At 42.8% G+C, this 16,437-nt stretch carries 17 protein-coding genes; 5 read left to right on the forward strand and 12 right to left on the reverse strand.

Features of this window, described 5'->3' with window-relative positions; translation table 11 throughout:
* Window positions 1-33 precede the first annotated feature (33 nt).
* From CZ434_RS06515 to CZ434_RS06535, 5 genes are all read right to left on the reverse strand, one after another.
* On the reverse strand, window positions 34-1,965 hold the full coding sequence (locus tag CZ434_RS06515; RefSeq protein WP_077622379.1) for a fructose-1,6-bisphosphatase: 1,932 nt from the start codon (window positions 1,963-1,965) through the stop codon (window positions 34-36).
* Window positions 1,966-2,223: 258 nt separating this feature from the next.
* On the reverse strand, window positions 2,224-3,513 hold the full coding sequence (locus CZ434_RS06520) for an Nramp family divalent metal transporter (RefSeq protein WP_077622380.1): 1,290 nt from the start codon (window positions 3,511-3,513) through the stop codon (window positions 2,224-2,226).
* A gap of 192 nt (window positions 3,514-3,705) precedes the next feature.
* Window positions 3,706-4,968 (reverse strand): glycoside hydrolase family 18 protein, encoded by a 1,263-nt coding sequence (locus CZ434_RS06525; protein WP_077622381.1) that lies wholly within the window; start codon window positions 4,966-4,968, stop codon window positions 3,706-3,708.
* A 376-nt stretch (window positions 4,969-5,344) separates the two neighbouring features.
* On the reverse strand, window positions 5,345-5,992 hold the full coding sequence (locus CZ434_RS06530; protein ID WP_077622382.1) for a ThuA domain-containing protein: 648 nt from the start codon (window positions 5,990-5,992) through the stop codon (window positions 5,345-5,347).
* A 12-nt stretch (window positions 5,993-6,004) separates the two neighbouring features.
* Entirely contained in the window at window positions 6,005-6,718 is a 714-nt protein-coding gene (locus tag CZ434_RS06535) for an SDR family oxidoreductase (protein WP_179107193.1), read from the reverse strand.
* A 255-nt stretch (window positions 6,719-6,973) separates the two neighbouring features.
* Between CZ434_RS06535 and CZ434_RS22450 the strand changes: the two genes are divergently transcribed.
* Window positions 6,974-7,165, forward strand: coding sequence for a DUF6944 family repetitive protein (locus CZ434_RS22450; protein WP_077622384.1), 192 nt, complete (start codon window positions 6,974-6,976; stop codon window positions 7,163-7,165).
* A 40-nt stretch (window positions 7,166-7,205) separates the two neighbouring features.
* On the forward strand, window positions 7,206-7,505 hold the full coding sequence (locus tag CZ434_RS22455; RefSeq protein WP_425442092.1) for a DUF6944 family repetitive protein: 300 nt from the start codon (window positions 7,206-7,208) through the stop codon (window positions 7,503-7,505).
* A 6-nt stretch (window positions 7,506-7,511) separates the two neighbouring features.
* On the opposite strand, the gene CZ434_RS06550 is transcribed toward CZ434_RS22455, so the two are convergent.
* From CZ434_RS06550 to CZ434_RS06565, 4 genes are all read right to left on the reverse strand, one after another.
* The gene (locus CZ434_RS06550; protein ID WP_077622386.1) at window positions 7,512-8,207 is read right to left on the reverse strand and encodes an OmpA family protein; all 696 of its coding nucleotides are present in this window, start codon (window positions 8,205-8,207) and stop codon (window positions 7,512-7,514) included.
* Complete coding sequence (locus CZ434_RS06555) at window positions 8,200-10,029, reverse strand: MotA/TolQ/ExbB proton channel family protein (protein WP_077622387.1); 1,830 nt, start codon at window positions 10,027-10,029, stop codon at window positions 8,200-8,202. The genes CZ434_RS06550 and CZ434_RS06555 overlap by 8 nt, the downstream gene beginning before the upstream one ends.
* A gap of 197 nt (window positions 10,030-10,226) precedes the next feature.
* Complete coding sequence (locus CZ434_RS06560; protein WP_077622388.1) at window positions 10,227-10,961, reverse strand: ABC transporter permease; 735 nt, start codon at window positions 10,959-10,961, stop codon at window positions 10,227-10,229.
* Window positions 10,958-11,863 (reverse strand): ABC transporter ATP-binding protein, encoded by a 906-nt coding sequence (locus CZ434_RS06565; RefSeq protein ID WP_077622389.1) that lies wholly within the window; start codon window positions 11,861-11,863, stop codon window positions 10,958-10,960. The genes CZ434_RS06560 and CZ434_RS06565 overlap by 4 nt, the downstream gene beginning before the upstream one ends.
* Window positions 11,864-12,046: 183 nt before the next feature.
* On the opposite strand from CZ434_RS06565, the gene CZ434_RS06570 reads away from it, so the two are divergent.
* From CZ434_RS06570 to CZ434_RS06580, 3 genes are all read left to right on the forward strand, one after another.
* On the forward strand, window positions 12,047-12,832 hold the full coding sequence (locus tag CZ434_RS06570) for a hypothetical protein (protein WP_077622390.1): 786 nt from the start codon (window positions 12,047-12,049) through the stop codon (window positions 12,830-12,832).
* Entirely contained in the window at window positions 12,829-13,308 is a 480-nt protein-coding gene (locus CZ434_RS06575; protein WP_245830931.1) for a hypothetical protein, read from the forward strand. Before CZ434_RS06570 ends, CZ434_RS06575 begins: the two co-directional genes overlap by 4 nt.
* A 77-nt stretch (window positions 13,309-13,385) precedes the next feature.
* The gene (locus CZ434_RS06580) at window positions 13,386-13,922 is read left to right on the forward strand and encodes a CBO0543 family protein (protein WP_077622391.1); all 537 of its coding nucleotides are present in this window, start codon (window positions 13,386-13,388) and stop codon (window positions 13,920-13,922) included.
* 34 nt (window positions 13,923-13,956) lie between these two features.
* On the opposite strand, the gene CZ434_RS06585 is transcribed toward CZ434_RS06580, so the two are convergent.
* From CZ434_RS06585 to CZ434_RS06595, 3 genes are all read right to left on the reverse strand, one after another.
* A complete protein-coding gene (locus CZ434_RS06585; protein ID WP_077622392.1) occupies window positions 13,957-14,952 on the reverse strand; it encodes a hypothetical protein in 996 nt (331 codons plus the stop codon).
* Window positions 14,933-15,448 carry an RNA polymerase sigma factor gene (locus CZ434_RS06590; protein WP_077622393.1) on the reverse strand — a complete coding sequence of 172 codons (516 nt, stop codon included), beginning with the start codon at window positions 15,446-15,448 and terminating at the stop codon, window positions 14,933-14,935. Before CZ434_RS06590 ends, CZ434_RS06585 begins: the two co-directional genes overlap by 20 nt.
* A gap of 169 nt (window positions 15,449-15,617) precedes the next feature.
* The gene (locus tag CZ434_RS06595; RefSeq protein WP_077622394.1) at window positions 15,618-16,340 is read right to left on the reverse strand and encodes a FadR/GntR family transcriptional regulator; all 723 of its coding nucleotides are present in this window, start codon (window positions 16,338-16,340) and stop codon (window positions 15,618-15,620) included.
* Window positions 16,341-16,437: the final 97 nt, after the last annotated feature.

A 16,437-nucleotide genomic window follows, 5' to 3' on the forward strand; every position in this document is an offset into this window, starting at 1 on the left:
AGGGAGTATGAGCTTGCATTCAGATGGTGTGATTCACTTCATATAACGATATTCCATCAAGCTGTTTAAAATAGCCACTTCCTGATACAATTCCTCTCCTATATTCGTTTCAAGCACTTTTTTCCTTTCCAGCTCTTCATCTACGAGCCTTTTTACAGACAAGACGTCCGTTCCGTCCCGCAAGACTTCTTCCTTGGAATTGAAATGCTTGTGGGCGACAAGCTGCATGCCGTAAGAATTATACAAAAGAGTGTAACCGGCAATGCCTGTGGTGGACTGATACGCCTTCGAAAAGCCGCCATCAATCACGACCAGTTTGCCGTTTGCTTTAATCGGATTTTCCCCATCGATTTCTTTTACCGGTGTGTGGCCATTGATGATATGGCCCTGATCCGGATCAAGATCGAATTCTTTCAGTATCGTCCGGCAGGTCTCTTCTTTTTCACGTAAGTAGTAGTAAGGGTTCTTTCTTTCCTTATGAGTTTCTTTTTCTTTGATGAAGTATCTTTCGAAAGTTGTCATTTCCCTTTTTCCGAACAGAGAGGAACATTGCCCTGTCCATAAATACCAGACCATATCTGTGGCAAGATCGTCTGTCACATCCGGATTGGCAAAAGCGTATCGTAAATTCCGTTCAAAAACATCCAGTAATTCCCGACCGCTGTAGGTTTCATCTTCAATAATCATTTTCTCCATGTTTCCATCTTCGTCAAGCGGCATACAACCATGGATCAACAGGTTTCCATTATATTTCAAGTAAAGGCTGCCCTTCTTCATCAGGAATTTCATGTGTCTTGCCAGTTTTTCCGAATGTTGGACAGAAAATAAAAGCCTTTCAATCACTTCCTCTTCTTCCTCCAGCAGCTGATCGGGCTGGTCCGGATTTACTGTAGCAAAGCAGCTGTTCTCCAACTGGTACGTCTTCCCGTTTATGTCTATTTCTTTATTTTGGTAATTTACTTTATCCAATAATAATCTTTCCGACATATTGAAGTATGGACGCCTCTTGATGATGGGGCTTTCCAATTTGAATTGGATCATGGAAATGGCCTGGTGCATTCTTGTTATTTGCAATTGTTCGTAATCAGACAGTTTTTCATCAGATTGCCGTTTCGGACGGAAAGCCGGATTGTCTTCATAATACTTTTCGGCAAGATTGAGCAGCGGCCTGAGATTGATTCCGTACGCATCCTCGATGATATCCAAGTTGTTGTAGCGGGCGCATATACGGATGATATTGGCCAGGCAAACTTTCGATCCGGCAAAAGCACCGAGCCACAGCACATCATGATTCCCCCACTGGATATCGAGTGAATGATAATTGATCAGGGTATCCATGATTTTATCAGGGTCAGGTCCCCGATCATATATATCCCCGACAACATGCAGGTGGTCGACAACCAGCCGCTGCGTCGTGTAGGAAAGACCGATGATCAGTTTATCGGCTTGACCAAGGGAGATGATCTGTTGGACTATTTTTTTGTAATATGGTTTTTTGTTAGTGAAATCTTCCGTTTTATACAGCAGTTCCTCTATAATGTAAACAAATTGTTTGGGAAGGGCTTTCCGCAGCTTCGACCGGGTATATTTGGAGGAAGCATATGAAATGAGCTTGATCATATGCTCGATGATTTCGGTGTACCACTCATTCAATTCATGCTCATTGTTGAATCCATTCTTGATCAACTGCAGTTTTTCTTCTGGATAATAAACCAGTGTCGCAAATTCATCGATTTCCTCTTTTGATAAGGTTTCTGCAAAAAGGTCATTTATTTTCTCTTTCACCTTGCCTGATCCATTTCTCAACACATGCTGAAAGGCTTGATACTCCCCGTGCAAATCACTGACAAAGTGTTCTGTTCCCTTTGGCAGATTGAGGATGGCCTCAAGGTTGATGATCTCTGTTACGACTTTTTCTTCACTATCATATCTCTGAGCTAGTAAATCTAAGAATTTTGTATTCAAAATGCTAGAGTCCCCTTTCAACATTCGTCTGGTCTTGCTTCTTTGAAGATTAAGTATCATACTCACCTGTTCGTTTTAAATAACACCTGATGGGAAGATTCCTGTTGTTATCCGCAATCATAGTGCGTATCATTCCATTTCTCTAAAAACCACTTAATTTCCTGCATATCTGACAAATACTCACTAGAAAAATCGCCGAAAAAGAAACAACCTAAATCGCATTGCGATTCAGGCTGTAGGATATTCATCTAGCACTCTCTAAATTAAACCGAAAATATCTACAAACACTCGAACTGCCAGGAGGAAGACCACGAACACAATTGATCCATAGAGAATATTACCCGCCTTCGAATTTTTAAACGTCCCCATGCGGTCTTTTTTATTGATCAGAACAAAAATCGTTCCTGCCAAAAGCGGAAGAATAAGCCCATTGACCGCTTGAGCTGTAATAATCAATTGTACCGGTGCGCCTCCGAAAAAGAAGACGAGCAACACAGGAATGATAGCAGTGAGCACAAGGATTCCCCTATTCATCTTAGAAGTACGGTCTTCCGATGCATTAAATGCCTCTCCAAAAAGCATTGGCTGGACAGTCAGGTTGAACAGTCCCGAAGAAAAACCTGCCGTGAACAGTCCAAGGGCAAAGAAAATACCAGCAAATTGGCCAGCTACAGGTGCCAGTTGCATTGCCATATCCCCCGCACTTTCGATCACGATGCCAGTCCCAAAGATTGCCGTCCCCGCACTAATTAAAATTGATAAAGCAATAATAGCCGTAATAGTAAAGTTGACTCTTAAATCGATAAAAGACAGCTTCAATTTCTCCGTATTATTTAAATGATTTTCATTTTGATACTTTTTCTTTGTAAAGCCTGATAAAGCCACCAATGTATTCGGGACCATGATGGTCGCCACAAGCGCAAGCACTATCCAGAAATCCGCTTCCGGCACTCGGAAGGCAAACCCGCTCGATAAGAATTGCCCCAAGCTTGGTGTCGAGGTTAATGCGGTAATACAAAATGTAAGTACCAGCAAGCCAATGATCGTACGGTTAATATTTTCAAGCAATTTGTATTTTCCAATCCAGGCAACCAGTAATGCCATTCCGGACAGAATTGTCACCCAGGCTGTCATTGATACATCAGGGGCAAGCAGGCTCATGGCCATCGAGGCGCCGATAAAGTTTCCTGCTTGAAAGGCAAGTGCTCCAAGCCACAATAGCAAGAAAATGAATTTTGCCCAAACACCGTTGATTTCGTCCCTGATTCCTTCCAAGACACTTGTCCTTGTGGCAATCGTCCATTTCAGTACAGGCTTTTGGAGATAAAAACCGATGACACAGGCGAGGACCAGAATCCAGGCAACTTGAAATCCATAACTGGCACCAGCAACGGAGACGGTGGTCACAGTTCCCGGCCCAACAATCGCCGCTGCAATAATCGAACCCGGCCCAATCGCCTGCCACCATGCTTTCTGCTCTGGCTTGCTTTTCACCACTACTTCTACTTCTTCTGTTGGGTGCAAATAACGTTCAGTACTCGTACTCATACAAATCCTCCCATGTAGTAAATAATCTTACAGAGGATTGTACGCATGAATCTACTAGCAATCTATGTTTCTGTCAGGAAAGCTGACATGGATTTTTCACAATATGTAAAATCTGCAGTCTGGAAGACGGTCTGTTTTTCCTTTTTTCCCAGAAAGGAAGGTTTTGGACTCATTAGAATCCAAAACCCTTGATTATACCTTTTTAATGATGAATAATTTCCTTAAAATCCAGGGACCCTGTGCAAATCCAAGTGTTATTTGCCAAGCGCCCAGCCCCTGTAATTCATACTCCCTTATCAACATCGCTTTTGTCATCATACTTTCTACATCCTCGAACCATACCTCATGAGCGTTACCCTCTTGATCCGTATATCGGAAAAATGGTGACTCATATTGGTTGGAATAATGAATAGTAGCTTGATACCTTATCGCTGTTTCTACAGCATTTTGATTAGAAATTGCACTAGCGACATTTTCCTGGGTATCCGGAATAACCCAGTCATATCCATAAAAAGGCATCCCAATGATAACTTTATTTTTTGGAACGCGGCTTATCGTAAATTCAATTGTCCTACGCATCTCGTCAATAGGTGCCACCGGACCAGGTTCACTGCCAGCATGGTGAAAATCATAAGCCATGATAAACATAATGTCTACGACAGAACCGATCCCTCCGAAGTCATAGCCTGCCAGCCAGGGAATATCTTCACTGGTTTTTGCAGGTACTGCGATAGTTAAAAGCAAGCCTGATGGTCTCAGCCGATCCCGTAGTTCTCTTAAAAATCCAGTGAACAAATCCCTGTCCTCTGCCCTAACTCGTTCAAAATCAATATTCACCCCGCCATATCCTTTAGTCGTCGCCAAATAGACGATGTTGTTTAGGAGATTTCCCCTTGCGGTTGGATTATTCAACACTTCCTGCGCCAGTTCAGGACTAAATTCCTCCGGCGTTAAATTCGTAATTGTTGCAAGTGGAGTCGACCGGCGTCTCCAGGTTGTTTCGATGGCAGTAAGATCATTTAAATCATTTAATATATCCCCATTCTCACTAAAGTGATAGCCGAAAAGTGATATATAAGTAGAATAAGGGGCATATTCTCGGATAATATCCTGATCAAGTTCAGGACTTCGAATAACATAGTAACTGAGCACAGAGACAGGATAGTCTGCAATATCAGGAATGGTGATTCTTCTACCGGGCTGCATTGCAGCAGTATTAACCGCAGGATTAGCTGCTCTTAATTGTTCTAAGGTGACAAAGGCCCTTTTGGCAATTGTAAATAGAGTGTCTCCAGGTTGTACAATATAAGTATTCAATGGAATTAGCAGTGATTGGCCTGGCACAATACTAGCTTGATCCAGACCGTTCACAAGCCTGATTTCGTCAATGGGAATTTCATACTTGTTACTAACAATAAATAAGGATTCTCCGGTTTGAACCTCATGAATGAACATATTTGCCCTCCAATAAAAAAAAGAATAAACATGGCATGATTGGATAATGTACCGTCTATTAAAAAAAGATGGAATTGCACTATTGTATTTTTATTATTCCTTACAGTTAATTAGAACAACATTGGTTGCTTAGGTCCGGAATCTACCGTAGATATACAAGCGCAACAGCAAGCAAAAATTTCTTCGTTTCAACCATGTAGTCGTTAAAAATTGGTCGGCAAATCAGGGAATGGAAGACTTCTTGAAGATTATTAATCAAAAAAGGAAACATGACTCAGTCTATCTGAGCCTTGTTTCCTTTTAAAGAGTACAACGAGATTAAAGTTTTCATGAATACTCTAACTGTTAGACGGACTGTCCAGCCCGCCTCTCCTTTTTATTTAGTCAGTGCCCATTCAATCCTTTCCGCCAAGAGACCCGAGATGTTGTCATCCAGCATCCCTTCTCTTGTATGGGCTGGCGTAAAACAGCAAACCTTGCCTTTCCCATAGTGGTGTTTCCAGCCGGCAACCGAGTCACCTTCCTCCCCAGTACTCCATAAATCAACTTCCGTGTTCCCCTTGTCTAAATGGACAAAATACTGTTCATCGGAAAGAGAAAAAGTACCCTCTCCTTCCAAATGGTTTCCCTCTCTCATGTAAGTGACATGTTGAAGGCCGGGCGGATGGTAATCAAAAGATCCGCGCAGCATTTGAATATAGCGGCTTTCAACCGAATAGCTTGCCATCCCTGCATGCCAGGCTAAAATACTTCCTCCCTCTTCCACATAGTTGGTGATTTTCCTATCTAGCTCTTCAGTCAGCCAGGTTTCCACATGCTCATCTCTCGGATTGAGCTCGTCCATTTTGGCGTTAATGAACAACTCTGGCTTTGCATCAAGCTCTTTGGACACTTGTTTGTATGTAATATACTGTACATCTACTTCTTCACTGGTCGCCAGTTTGGAAACGGCTGCTTCCAACCCTGCTTTTGCATCATCCCCATCATGCCAATAGTCTCCCAACAAGGCAACTACTTGTATCATTTTACCCTCTCCTTACCAATTCAGTTTGTTTCCTTGATAATCGATATACATGTGCTCATCCAGGTCTGGTTTTGCCAGAATCTGCTTGACGATTCCTTCCGCTGATTCGTCCGCTTCAATCGTGGCTTCGTGATTGAAGTCGCCCATGATATATGTTTTGACGTAACCCGGGTGGAATGCCAACACTTTTACCCCATGGTCTTTCAGCTGATTTTGCAGGATGGTCAACTGCATATTCAGCGCGGATTTGGACATGCAGTAGCCGTATTCTTTCACCCGCCAGGAGTCGGCAAGGCTTCCCGCTTCTGATGAAATGTTGGCAAGTATTTTATCCTCTCCCTTTAACAACAAGGGGACGACCGAATGGGAAACCCGCAACGGTCCCAGTGCATTGGTATCGTACAATTTCATCATGTCTTCATAGTTGAAACCATCAAAAACATCGGTAGACCGGTCTTTGAAGATTGCTGCGTTGTTAACCAAGATATCTAATTTACCTGCCTCGCCGGCAATGTAATCCGCTGCATCGTCAACCGACTGCTGGTTTGTCACATCAAGAGAGATGATGTGCAGATCCGGCTCATAATCCTTTTTCAACTCATCAAGTTCCGGCCAGTCATTCATGTATCTTCCGGCAAACACCTTGTATCCTTCATTAAGAAAACGCTTGGTCATGGTCAGACCCAGTCCCCTGTCCGCACCCGTAATATAGACTGTCTTTTTCATAGAATCCATCCTTCCGCCCTTTTAATAAAACGCTTACAAATAGTAACTATTCTACACAGAGAGGAAGATTTCCTTCTATCAAACAAAGAACATCCTATTCTATATAATTGAAAGATCTGTCGGATTCCGAAAACATTTCCGGTCCTCTAAGTCCATTTCAGCCAAACGGTTCACCTATTTTGCCTTAAATACATAACAACAGAATGCAGTGACGAGTACACTATAATAGAATGCTAATTCGGATGGATGAATAAAATGGGAAATCAACAAAAAGCAGTTCTTGGGGCCTGGATCCAAGCGATCGGTACGGTGATTGCAGCCATCGGCAGCACACCAACAACCCATCTTCCCCAAAAACTGCTGCAGGATCTTAATTTAATAGGAAATGTTCTACAAGGAACCGGGAATGCCCTGATGGCTGACAGCATTCCCAATCTTACCCCTTGATAAGATTGGGGATCAGATTCAGGCAATCGGAAACGCAACGATTGTTGCCCAGTACTTGGCAAACTTCGATAAGACGACGAATCAAAAACTGAATATAAAAGGAAATTTGATGCAGGCCCTGGGAGCAGGAATGAACTTTTCCACGGAAGTTGGCGAACACAATATGACCACCGATGAACTTTATACGACCTACGGAAACCTGCTGCAATTGATTGGGAATTCCATGCAGGCTCTGTCAGGGGGAATCCAGCTGAAAGGCGGAGATGCACAATCAATGAATACAGCGGGAAGCTGGATCCAGGCGATCGGTGCCGTACTGTCCGCCGTCGGGCAAAGTTAGCGTTACTCACCCGCCATCCAGCAGTTCCCTTGTTTTGTCCAAAATCTCCTCGTCCTTCAAACGAAACTTAAACTCTACTCTTCGGGATGCTTCCATGCTATAGTTCCCTTCATCATCCGTCCGGCCGTCGGTATAAGATTTTCCGTTCACTGTCAGCTTTTCCTCAAGCTGTTGTTGGATATCTTTATGCGGGAATTTGCTTCCGAGTATATACGATGCAACACTGTAGGCGCGTTCTTGTGACAACTGCAGATTGTACAAATAACCGTTATCTCTGTCGGTATGTCCTTCTATAATGATCTCGGCGATATAGTCGCTGTATTCACTCCCCAGCAGGACATTTAAATATTTCGGGACAAACTCGTTCAAATATTGGTAGGACTCCTCTTTTAATTCCGTCTTGTCATAGGCGAATAATATATCGGTATCGAAAATGATGGCGCCTGTCTTCTCGTCGACTTCGATACCAAGGGTCGAGTCTTGAAATTCGTCATTCAACTCGTTGACAAGATTGACCCGCACCCCCATGATTTGGTCGATTGTCCGCTTCATTTCTTCTATTTGAAACGACTTGATGATCATCATGCTGATAAAAATCAAAATGAAGCACAATAAGATCGTCGTCAAAAGGTCTGTAAAGGACGGCCAAAAATGACTCTCTTCCTGTTCATTTTTAAACAGCCGCTGGTACTTGTTAATCATGCTGTTCCACCCTTATCCTGCCTGTGCTTCTTCTCATTGCTTCTTCCATCATTGCCCGCAGATGTTTGTTAAGGGACTGGATTTCCTGCTGCAGCTCCAGCAACGTTTTCTGCATGGCCCGTGCGCTCGTTTGTTGAGTTTCTTCTGAGATCTGGCTTATTTGTTTCATTTCCTTTTTGATCACTTCATTGGTCATTTCCGCAGACTCGCCGATACTTCTCCCTACTTTATCCAGTCTGTCCCCGAGTGTCCCTTCAAGGCTTGCTACATATCTCGATAGCGTCTCCCTCAGAATGCCCACGCTCGTCTCGATGTGGTCCTCCCGTTTGTTAAAGGAATCTTTCATTTGTAAAATGGTCGAATTGATTTCATTGATCAACTGATTATTCCGCATCCCGACTTGTTCATAGGTCGACGAGGCATCCATCAGATGCCGTTCAAATGCTGCCGAATCAGCCGAATGTGCTTTCAGGTGGCTGTTGAACTCCTGGTTGAACTGCCTTAATTCATCAAAACGGTCTGACAACAAATGCCTGTATTCTGTCTGGGTATTATGGATTGTTTCCAATGCACGCGGCAAATGCGTGATCGAATCACCGACTTTGTCCATGTCCTTGGACAGCTCGCCCAAATAACTGCCAATGGCTGACAGCCTCGAACTGATGTCATCGCCGAACACCCCTTTGAACTGCCGGTTATGCTCCTCCATCCGTTTCACCAGTTCATTACTCTTTGCGTTCATCCGGTCAAAGGAACCGATAATCGAGCCCTGGCCTTCCAGGATGGTAGTGAAAAAGCTTCTTAACTCCTCCACCGCCCCTTCGAAATGATTCAAGGTATCGATTTGGGAGGTCGACAACTCCTTGATTTGCTTATAGGTTTCATCAAAAGCGGCTGCCATCCGTTCATTTCTGCCATCCATCCTTTTAAAATACGTGAAAAGCTGGTCAAAATTGTCGTTCAATTGATTAATCGTTTCACCGAATCCTTCAGTGATGTCTTTCATACTGGAGAATAAGGTGTGAAAATCGTTCAGATTCTCTGATAAGCCATCATTGAACTTGGCCAAATCCTCTGCAGACTGCTGGAGGCTTGTCGTGAAATTGGCAAAGCCACTAAAGGAGTTTTCGATGCTTTGTAAGGAATGCTGGTTCGTTTCCTGAAGGTGCTGGATGGATGCATTGATGGTTTCCGAAACCTGTATTAAACGGTGCAGGCTGTTCTGTTCCTTCTCTTCTAGATTTGATTCCACCCTCAGCATGATGTCTGTCAGCAGGAATTCGGTGTTGGCCGCTTTAATAAGCACTGTCATGATCAGCGACAACCCCATACCGGCAATACTCGTGTAAAATGCCACATCAATCCCGGTTAAAACACTTGCAACGTCCTCTACCAGCTGATCTCCGGCAGAATCCAAATTACCAAGCGAAATCGTCAAGCCGATAAATGTTCCCAGCACACCGACCAATATAAACACGGAAACCGTCATCTGGATCAGTTTGATCAAACTGACAACCGGCATATTGTACACTCGCCATCCGGAGAATTTCTCCTGGACGAATGTTCCGATTTTCACCGGCTCTTGCTTCTGCCTCTGCTCATACTCCTGCTTGAACGAACGGAGCGGATCTATATCCATTCGATTTGTTTCATTTAAATAGTTGCGAATCTTCCTCAGTTTGCCGAATAGCGAAATATGAATCAAAAAAGTTACAATAAATGTCACGAACAAAGTCATGAAAATGAATTCTATTATTCCGTTGGACAGAATGGCTTCGGCTTTCTGCTCACTGACAAACAGTTGTAATATCGCTTCGAGCATGGATTGTCCCCCTAAGTAAAATTCATCCTTTGATTAGTGATTTCTTTTCCTTTTATATAGGTATTCTTAAATGGGACAAATCATGTCTGAAACCGGCCAGCACCAAAAAACCCGGGACAAGCAGTGTCCTGCTTGAGTCCCGGGTTTTTGTCTCTTCTTGGTTTTCTGCAAAATGCAAAACTTAATTGCCTCGCATCTTAATTTTCCTGTTTTCTCCTGATAAAGATGGCCAACAGCATAAAGATCAGCAGGTAAGCCAGCAACACAAGATAGCTTTGCCAATCAGGGGAACCTCCGGCAACTATGTTCCAAGCCCCGCTTCCAAAGTGGTAAGATGGCAGCCACTCCGCCACTCTCTGCAGGGACTCGGGGAAAACCGAGATTGGCGTCCACATTCCGCCTAAAACAGCCAGCGCCAAATAAACAATGTTACTGACACCACTGGCAGTTTCGACTTTTTTCATCATCCCCACCAAAGAACCAAGTGCTAAAAACGGTACAGACGCAATCAGGATCCATAATCCGGCCAGCAACCACTGTCCAACCGTCAGGGAAACCCCATTAATGAGAAAACCTGCGAAAAAGACAATGATGATCGATAATATGTGCATGGTGAATTGACCGAACATTTTGGATGTGAAATATGACCAGGAAGGAAATGGGGTGAGCTTCATGAATGTAGACCAACCTTCTGACTGTTCTTGAACCATGCGGATACCAAAGTTCATAATAGCCGAGCCCATCACACTGAAAGTCGTCATGGACATCAGATAGTGTGCCTGCCATTCATCCTGATCCGGGACGCCCGTGTTCACGATGTTGGTGAAAATAAAATAGAACAAAATAGGCATGAACAAAGTCCAAAACACAAAATAAGGATTCCGGAAAATGCGCAATATCTCAAACTTGCACTGAGTCAGTATCGCATTCATACTACTTCCTCCTTTTGGTCGGAGGTTAGATGTTCAAACACTTCTTCCAAGCGCCCTTGCTCAACCAATATGTTTCTAGCATCCACCCTGTGTTGGAAAATCTGAGAAAGCACGGCATCCGTATCATTCGTTACAACATAAATACGGTCCTCTTTCTCATAGCACCTGATCACGCCGTCAAACGATTGCAGGAGGGGGATTACTTCATTACTGTCTGTTTGGAGGGAGACACTTCTTGTGGCGATGTTTCGTTTTATTTCTTCTGGTTCTCCATCGGCGATGACTTCCCCATTGTTGAAGAGTATGATTCGTTCGGAAAAGTCATCTGCTTCCTGCAGATAGTGTGTGGTGAAAATAATCGTTTTCCCTTGTGATTTGAGGGAAGTAACTTTATCCCAAAAATTTCTCCTGGCTGTTATATCCAGCCCGACAGTCGGCTCATCGAAAAACAACAAATCCGGATTACCCGCGAGTGCAAGGGCAAACCCGAGTTTCCTTTTTTGTCCGCCAGACAACTTATTGGCCCATTGTTTTAACTCATCTTCTTTTAAACCAGTTAACGTGATGAGTTCCTCCATCGACAAGGGGGCAGCGTAGTAACTCCTGAACAATTCGATTACTTCCCGTACTTTTAGTTTGTCGACAATACTTACCTCTTGCAGCATCGCTCCGATTTTATTACGCACCCGCAATTCTTTCGGATCATCGCCAAAAACTTTGACATTTCCATCCGATGGTTCCATCAGCCCCAGCATCATCGAAATCGTCGTTGTCTTGCCCGCACCATTCGGACCCAGAATAGCGACTGTCGAGCCTTCTTCAATGGTGATGGAAACATCTTTGACAGCAGTGGTTTTCCCAAACATTTTTGTTATGTTTTCCAATTTCACGATTTCCCCCATAAGTTGAACCTCCCTATTGTTTTATAAAACACCGATTTCGCCATTTCTATTTAGAATACGAATTATCAACAAAGTAAGTTTCGGTATTTTCCGAAAATTATAACGATCATTTAATCTATGCATGAATATGTGTCTCTTGTTAAATATTAAGTTAAACACTCAAAAGGATAAGGGAAAACTCTAATGGATAATTATTCCAATGACAATACAGGCAGAAGATATAAAGCACATGTCAGCACCCTTGGAACGACCCAGATTCATCTAAGAAATCCTTACATTGTTGCCTGGTGGTCAGTGGCGTTCCCTGGTTTTGGCCATTTATTGTTATCGAAATATTTACGGGGATTCATGCTGGTCGCATGGGAAGTGATCATCAATTTAAAGTCCCATGTCAATCTGGCGATGGTGTATTCTTTTCAAGGGAAAACCGCACTTGCTGCGGAAGTGTTGGATACAAGATGGCTGTTGATCTATATTCCGGTTTACATATTCGCTATCTTTGACAGCTATCGAACAGCTGTCGATTTGAACAAGTTTTATGTGTTGGCTGAAAGGGAGGACCATGAGTTCAATTCCTTCAGCATCGGAGCTTTGGAAATAAATTATCTCGATAAGCGCATCCCCTGGCTGGCGGCTGTGTGGTCGTTATTCATGCCTGGTTTGGGCCAATTGTATATCCACCGGATTACCTCGGCGCTTGTAGTCGTGATTTGGAGTGTGGTTTTCTTTTACCAATCGCGTTTTCTGGAAGCTATCGTTTTGCTTTTTGGAGGGGAAATCCAAAAAGCCACCGGAGTGTTGAACCCTGAATGGTTGTTTATGTTTCCATCTGTATATGGATTTGCCATTTATGATGCATATATCAATACGGTGGAAAATAACAAGCTTTACGAAAAAGAGCAAAGACGCTTTCTCCAAAAAAATTATCAGTCAAAGTCGTTCCGGCTTTTGAAAGGGAGAAAAATATGAAGAAGCAATTGCAGTTTTTTTCTACTTTTGAAAACCATAGCTATTTAGAGATCGCCATATCCACTCTGGAAAAAATCGGCATCGAAAGGAACGATATTTATGCCGTTCCGCTTGATAACCGTTCAGAAAATGTAAGATTGTTTGACACTTTGCACAGATCTGATGGACTATCGCTTATCGATATCGCTATGCCCTTGGCTACTGCTTTTTCGGTAATAACTGCCAGTGTCGGCTTCGAACTCAAATGGGGGCCGATTTACTGGGGATTGATCGGCGCGATCACAGGTTTTATCATCGGCTTTTTGATCAGGCTTACGGCTGTGCTCATCACAAGAAAAAAACGCGTGAAATCAAAAGGAAAACACGCGGATGTCATTTTGATTATTACTTGTAATGAGCATAATAGTGACCAGGTAGAAAAGATTCTATGGGACCATTTGGCTATGGGTGTGGCAAAAATAGAAGCAAATCTATAACAGTTGCACTACCCCGTCAGCTTGCGAGTTAATTAATCAAGATTTCAGAATTGCCTTCAAGGATGGTGAACAAGAAAATGCCAATCAGAGATAAACTGCTTCAAATGCAAAAAGAATCTGCCCAGTTACGGAAAGAGCTTTTCTTTGACGAAGTCTTATTTTCTTTTCAATGGTGGATACTCCTCGCCATCACCGTCATTCTTTGGATCATCTGGCTGCTGGTGGTAGACAAAAAACGCCTGAAGCCTATTTTAATTGTGGGTTTGATTATCGGTCTGCTGGCCATTGTGTTCGATGATTTCGGCCTTTCTGTTGCGGCATGGTATTACCCTTATCAGATGGTGTACTTCACTACCCGGCTCAATCCAGTAGATTTGGCGGTATTGCCGGTATGCTATATGCTTTTATACCAATTTTTCTATCGGTGGAAAAGCTATCTCATTGCGTCGGCAGCATTTGGCCTTTTTGCCTCATTCATTGCGGAACCGATATTCGTTCAATTGAATATGTACAAGATGATGCGCTGGGAATACTGGTATTCTGCCCCCATCTATTTTATGATGGGAATCTTCGTCAAATGGCTGGTCGATAAGATAGACAAAAAATATGGTTAAATGCCTGTCTTACCGCTCTGCCGTTCCAGTAACTCTATCGTTTTTTTAAGGTAAGCACCTCTTTAATTCCAGCTAATTCTATTTCTATGTTTATCTCCTCCCATTCTGTCACATTTTCCGGCAGGTCTTCACCATAGATATACCGGCTTTTCCCGCTGAGTTCCGATGCTAACGAAAAACCGGACCCGGTAACGCTTAAGGAAAATGCTGTTGCACTATTTTCCTTTTTACCATCGTATCGTTTCTTATCTAAATAAAGAATAAAATCCTCATCATCCAATGGTTGTAACCGGACAAACCAGTTCTCACTCGTTCCTTCATAAACGATTGCTTTACCAGCGACCTGGTTAACATCGATCGCCATTTCCGATATTTTTCGGCTGACCTTCTGGTATGCGGAATAATTATGGTGAAAAGGATTGGCGGCATGTATTTGGGTAATCATGTTGGTTAGACCATTCAAATCTTTCGTTACCGATTCATTGTCAATATAAACATTGGCAGAATTTAAATATACCCATGTTGGTTTCGTATCTTCCAACACCTTAGATTGCCCATAAGAGGTATCTATGTTTTCTTCTTCATAGTCAAAATAAGAACCAAGGTGTGCGTGGTTGATATCCAATGGATTGACTTTTTCGCCTTCCGGGGTGTAGAAAATAGAGGCATTATACAAATATCCGAGTGCTACGCTTTTTTGATATTGCTCTGGAATACCTGCTGAATCTGGAATATGGGAATCGGAATAAATCGGCTTGACCCCGTTAAAAAACTTCTGTATTTCTGAATACTCCTTTTCCTTATTACTAACAGGTGTGGTGGCTGTTTCTCTGCTTTCGAAAAAGAGGACATACCCTGCAAATATCATCAAAAGAAACGTGCAAACGGTTAATGGATAGACGAAAAATTTCCCATTACTTTCTTTAGGTTTTTTCAGTTCATGATAGTTCCTGCTTTTTCTTTGAGCATCCATTTCATACCTGGGGAGTTTTTTTAACTTATCCTCCAAATCATCTCGCTGCTTTGTCATCACTCACCCTCCTTTGAAAATTCAAGCTTTCACCAAGCTTTGCTTTAGCACGGAAGTATGTGGTATTAACTTTTTCGGTTGACCATTGTAAAACCTCGGCAGTCTCATCAGAAGTTAATTCCAATATCCCCCTGCAAATAACTACCTCCCGATAGGAGAGCTTTAATTTCCTGATTGCCTGATAAAGCTCCTTGAATTCTTCCTTGGCCACCAGTCTATTTTCAGGTGTGTCAGTATGGCTCAAATCTTCGTTTAACCGGAAAAATCCTTTCCATCTTTGCTTTCTAAAGTGATCTGCGGAAACTCTTCTGGCAATCGAAAACAGCCAGGTCTTTGGTGTTGAGTTTCCTGTGAAAGTGAATCTTTTTTTCCAGGCTTTGAAAAACACATCCTGCAACAAATCGTCTACATCATCTGTTTGATTGTAATATACCAAGAAATTGAAAACATCCTGGCTGTAATCTTCATACCATTCTTCAAGGTTGTAATTATCCATGCTCCCTCCTCCTCTTAATACTCTCTTATAAATTAGACGTTAACTGAAAGGATATCTTACAGTTTTTTTGGTTTTTAGAGAAGACAATCCTTGTATATAAAAAAAGCCGGCACCGAATGCCGACTTATATGTTGCTGGCGCACTGTTTGGCACTTGCAAAACGTTTCCGTCACAGTGCTTTTACTTCCGTAATCGAGTCCCTCACTGACTTGATGATTCTCTGGAAAGCAGCTTGTGCTTTTCGCTCGTCCGTCTCTTTGATTGCTTCCAAAAGCGTTTCATGGTGGGGATAACTTTTATCGAAAATATCATCTTTCCCAAACGGTACATTCCAAAATTGGTGGAAGGTTTCCCATACCGAATCAATCATGCTTTCAAGCAGCGGATTATTGGAAGCACGGTAAATGGCTTGGTGAAAGCCGGCATCCGCGAGGTTTGCCTGTTCCCTTTTTCCTTCGTTGATGAACTGGACATATTGTTTCAAATGGAAATCCATCGATTTGATATCCTCTTCGCTGGCAGCGCGGACCGCCAGCTGCACTGCCTTTCCTTCCAATGCTTCCCGGACTTCGAGCGCCTCCAATAAGAAATTTTTCTCGTCCTCCACCTCGAAGGCCATTTGAATCTGAAATGGTTTGATATCCTTGATAAAGGTCCCCTTCCCGTTCAATACTTCGATGGCACCTTGTGTTTCCAGGAGTTGAAGGGCTTCTCTCAACGATGACCGGCCGATCTGCAGAATGTCCACGAGTTCCGCTACAGAAGGTAGTTTGTCCCCGCTTTGAAGATTCTCCCTTTTTATATAATCTTTAATTTCTTTTGCACCTATTTCGGATAATCTTTTTTTCCTGATTGCTTTCACTTGATCACCTCGGACTGCTACTCTGTACATTTATTATACTATCGGGATACTGGAATACAAAACTTCTTTGTATATTTTGAAAAATCTAACCTTTCATACAGGTTGAAAGTATGATAGTATAAATGCA

Origin of the sequence: Sediminibacillus massiliensis (assembly GCF_900156915.1) — a bacterium.
Classification (GTDB): Bacteria; Bacillota; Bacilli; order Bacillales; family Amphibacillaceae; genus Sediminibacillus_A; species Sediminibacillus_A massiliensis.